This is a genomic window from Neobacillus sp. GCM10027624 (genome assembly GCF_042675345.1).
Lineage (GTDB): Bacteria > Bacillota > Bacilli > Bacillales > Cytobacillaceae > Neobacillus > Neobacillus cucumis_D.
This window is the reverse complement of sequence record NZ_JBHTHD010000020.1, coordinates 1-3,598: the sequence shown is the minus strand read 5'-3', so window position 1 is coordinate 3,598 and position 3,598 is coordinate 1. Positions and strand designations below refer to the sequence as shown.

Annotated in this window: 5 protein-coding genes, 2 tRNA genes and 1 rRNA gene; all 8 read right to left on the bottom strand. The window is 40.5% G+C overall.

Annotation, left to right across the window (positions count from 1 at the left end):
* A partial coding sequence (locus ACFQZ9_RS26090; protein WP_498946327.1) for a hypothetical protein occupies positions 1–229 on the bottom strand: 229 nt, incomplete at its 3' end.
* Between the two features lie 266 nt (positions 230–495).
* A complete protein-coding gene (gene tsaD / locus ACFQZ9_RS26085; RefSeq protein ID WP_198313675.1) occupies positions 496–1,521 on the bottom strand; it encodes a tRNA (adenosine(37)-N6)-threonylcarbamoyltransferase complex transferase subunit TsaD in 1,026 nt (341 codons plus the stop codon).
* Entirely contained in the window at positions 1,518–1,967 is a 450-nt protein-coding gene (gene rimI, locus ACFQZ9_RS26080) for a ribosomal protein S18-alanine N-acetyltransferase (protein WP_198313676.1), read from the bottom strand. The genes tsaD and rimI overlap by 4 nt, the downstream gene beginning before the upstream one ends.
* Positions 1,968–1,973: 6 nt before the next feature.
* On the bottom strand, positions 1,974–2,687 hold the full coding sequence (gene tsaB, locus ACFQZ9_RS26075) for a tRNA (adenosine(37)-N6)-threonylcarbamoyltransferase complex dimerization subunit type 1 TsaB (protein WP_198313677.1): 714 nt from the start codon (positions 2,685–2,687) through the stop codon (positions 1,974–1,976).
* The gene (gene tsaE / locus ACFQZ9_RS26070) at positions 2,684–3,139 is read right to left on the bottom strand and encodes a tRNA (adenosine(37)-N6)-threonylcarbamoyltransferase complex ATPase subunit type 1 TsaE (protein WP_198313678.1); all 456 of its coding nucleotides are present in this window, start codon (positions 3,137–3,139) and stop codon (positions 2,684–2,686) included. Before tsaE ends, tsaB begins: the two co-directional genes overlap by 4 nt.
* A 166-nt stretch (positions 3,140–3,305) precedes the next feature.
* Positions 3,306–3,379, bottom strand: a tRNA-Asp gene (locus tag ACFQZ9_RS26065).
* Between the two features lie 3 nt (positions 3,380–3,382).
* A tRNA-Met gene (locus tag ACFQZ9_RS26060) sits at positions 3,383–3,456 on the bottom strand.
* 65 nt (positions 3,457–3,521) lie between these two features.
* Positions 3,522–3,598 (bottom strand): 5S ribosomal RNA (gene rrf / locus ACFQZ9_RS26055); the annotation flags it as partial.

Sequence of the window (3,598 nt, the reverse complement as noted above, 5' to 3'; positions counted from 1 at the left end):
ATGAAGACCTTTTTCTGGGCTCTTGCGATGAGTTTTGGCTTTCATCGCCTTCATGAAGACCTTTTTCTGGGCTCTTGCGATGAGTTTTGGCTTTCATCGGCTTGTTAAGGACAACTCCCCTATCCCCTATGCATTTTTCCACAGAGCTAAAAAAATCTGAAAACCAAATTTCAGCATTTATCAACATATTATTCGACAATATCAATAGATATTCAAAATAAATCGACATTTTCCGGCAAAATCCTTAGAAATTACGCTAGTTTTTCACTCTTCCATTTAAAAAATGTTAATATGTCCACCTTTTCCACAGACTTATTCACATAATAAACAGTAACAACTTCACTGTTTTTCAACCTTTTCCACATTATCCACAGTAATCGTTCAACTTATCCACATTATTAACACTTTACAGTGACTTATCCACTAAACCTCAATTGCCAGAAATGTCGAATAATATTTTTATCCACAAAAAAAGCTCTTCTTATAACAGAAGAGCTAATCATTATATAATTCAATCTCTAATCCTGGAATTGCATTAAGTGAAAGTTCAGCACGAACGCCTTTTTCAAACATAATACTTCCTGCCGCCGCAATCATCGCAGCATTATCTGTGCATAAAGATATTGGAGGGACAACTAATTCTATCTCAGGATAATGAGAGAATACCTTTTCCAAGGCGCTTCGAAGCCCCTTATTCGCTGCAACCCCGCCGGCTAATAATACCTGTTTCACATTATATTCGGAAGCAGCTCTTTCCGTCTTCTTAACAAGCACATCAATCACGCTTTCTTGAAAACTAGCTGCAAGATCTTCCGGGGTAATAGTCTCACCACGTTGCTCGGCATTGTGGACAGTGTTAATAACTGCCGACTTTAATCCACTAAAACTAAAATCATAAGATCCTTCTTCCAACCAGGCACGCGGCAGATTAATGGTCGGGCTTCCTTCATGGGCTAGACGGTCGATATGCGGTCCCCCTGGATATGGAAGATTAAGTGTTCTTGCCACCTTGTCATAGGCTTCTCCTGCTGCGTCATCCCTTGTCTCTCCAATGACTTCAAAATGGCCATGTTCCTTCATGTAGACAAGCTCTGTATGCCCACCTGACACAACAAGGGCTAATAGCGGGAATTTCATTTCCGTTACCAAGCGGTTGGCATATATATGTCCTGCAATATGATGAACCGGTACAAGCGGAAGATTATGGGCAAAGGCAAGAGCCTTTGCTGCATTAACACCGATTAATAAAGCTCCCACCAACCCAGGGCCTTCAGTCACAGCAATTGCATCAATATCTTTAAAGGAAAGATTTGCTTGATTTAATGCTTCTTCAAGAACAATGGTTATTTGCTCCACATGGTGTCTTGAGGCAATCTCCGGTACAACCCCGCCAAATCGTTTATGACTTTCTATTTGTGAGGCAACAATATTAGCAGCAATCTCCCTTCCGTTTTTTATGATTGCAACTGCCGTTTCATCACAACTCGTTTCAATTCCTAAAATCCATTGGTCTTTTTTCATAAATTCACCCACATTACTAAAGCATCTTCCTGATTATCGGAATAATAATTTTTTCGGATTCCGCCATTTTGAAATCCAAATTTTCGGTAAAGGGATTGGGCAATCTGGTTAGTTACACGCACTTCCAAGGTCATACTCTTTGCCCCCATTTCTCTAGCCACAGACATCATTTTTTGCAGCAAGGCCTCTCCTAGCTTCTTGCCCCGATATCCCGGTAGAATGGCAATATTGGTAATATGGGCCTCGTCGATGACAATCCAAGCACCACAATAGCCAATAATTTTATCCTCTTCCTCAAGAACAATATAGACTGCAAATTTATTATTATTAAGTTCATTATAGAAGGCTTCACGGCTCCATGGGGTCGTAAAGGAGGCATGCTCCACTTCTAAAATCTGATCAATGTCCTCTTCCCTCATATATCGAAAAACAAAAGAATCTACCATATTCCTCTAATCCTGTCCTTTAGAAATTTTCCTATTTGCCTCTAACCACTTTGCCTCTGCTTCCGCTAAACGAATATAATTCGGTACAAATGAATGGACATCTTCCTCTGATTGAAATTGGCCTAATAAGGCAAGTTCAGAAGGTCGCGGATTGTGTTCCGTTATTGCTGCAAATATAGCCTTAGTTCCTAGAATTTCCGCAATTTTCTCTTGGTGAATAGGCAGGTCATTGCCGACAAAGAGAACAGGTTTATCCGTCTTTATTAAGGAACGCGCCCAATCGTCTGACATGATTAACTGATCCTGTTCAACCTGGATGAGCTCACCATTTTTATAATGATATAATCCTGTATAAACCTGTCCCCTTCTGGCATCAAATAAAGGAGAAACATAGCCGTCAAAGTGGCGGCCAGTTCCAGAAGCTAAAATTTCTAGACTTGAAACACCCACAAGTGGAATTTTCAATGTCCAAGCCAGTGTTTTAGCTATCGTTACTCCAATTCTAACACCCGTATAGGAACCTGGTCCTTTTGCCACGACTACTTTTGTTAAATCGGCAGGTACACGGTCACAATCCTGCATTAACGTCTGAATAGCAGGCATAATTCGGACTGAATGGTTTTTTTTCAAATTCGTCATATATTCGCCAAGTACTTGATTTTCTTCTAAAAGTGCTACACCAAGGGCATAATTAGAAGTATCAATTGCTAAAATCGTCATGAAAAAATCTCCTTACATAATTGCTCATATCGTTCCCCCTTTGGAACGAAAACTATTTTTCTTTTTTCTTGGCTCTCATGGTACAAGAAAATTGTCAAACGTTCTGATGGGAGCTGCTCTTCAATTAAATGAGCCCATTCCACTACTGTTACTCCATCGCCTTCAAAGTATTCATCAAAACCAAGATCTTCAAAGGTATCTCCCACCCGATACACATCCATATGATAGAGAGGCATTCTCCCTGCATATTCTTTTATGATTGTAAAAGTTGGACTGTTTACGGTCCGCTTAACCCCCAGACCCTGGGCTAATCCTTTTGTAAAAGTTGTTTTACCTGCGCCCAAATCTCCTTCAAGAGTAATAACATCTCCTGGCAGCAAACGTTCAGCCAATTTTACCGCAAAGCTTAATGTTTGAGTTGAATCCGTTGTATTTAGTTCGTATTGCTTCATTCCATCACCTTTTTACATAAACATGTCATTATCTTCATTTTACCTTATTTATGTGCAAAAAAACCTTAGGATCTCTCCTAAGGATGAAAAATCTATGGGCTCTTCAAATGCTTTTAAATAAAAAAAGACGAAACCAAGTTTCGTACCTTTAAAATCAATTATGTAACGGTCTGGACGGGACTCGAACCCGCGACCTCCTGCGTGACAGGCAGGCATTCTAACCAGCTGAACTACCAAACCAAATTGCGGAGGCAGGATTTGAACCTGCGACCTTCGGGTTATGAGCCCGACGAGCTACCAGACTGCTCCACCCCGCGACGATACTAATACCATACTATTATATGTTTAATATAATAAAGTATGCATGTTATTTAAAATAACAGCCTGGCAACGTCCTACTCTCACAGGGGGACAGCCCCCAACTACCATCGGCGCTGAGAAGCTTAACTTCCGTGTTCG

Excerpts from the sequence above, each read along its gene's own strand:
- tsaD (WP_198313675.1), bottom strand. The coding sequence starts at position 1,521 with ATGAAAAAAGACCAATGGATTTTAGGAATTGAAACGAGTTGTGATGAA.
- rimI (WP_198313676.1), bottom strand. The coding sequence starts at position 1,967 with ATGGTAGATTCTTTTGTTTTTCGATATATGAGGGAAGAGGACATTGAT.
- tsaB (WP_198313677.1), bottom strand. The coding sequence starts at position 2,687 with ATGACGATTTTAGCAATTGATACTTCTAATTATGCCCTTGGTGTAGCA.
- tsaE (WP_198313678.1), bottom strand. The coding sequence starts at position 3,139 with ATGAAGCAATACGAACTAAATACAACGGATTCAACTCAAACATTAAGC.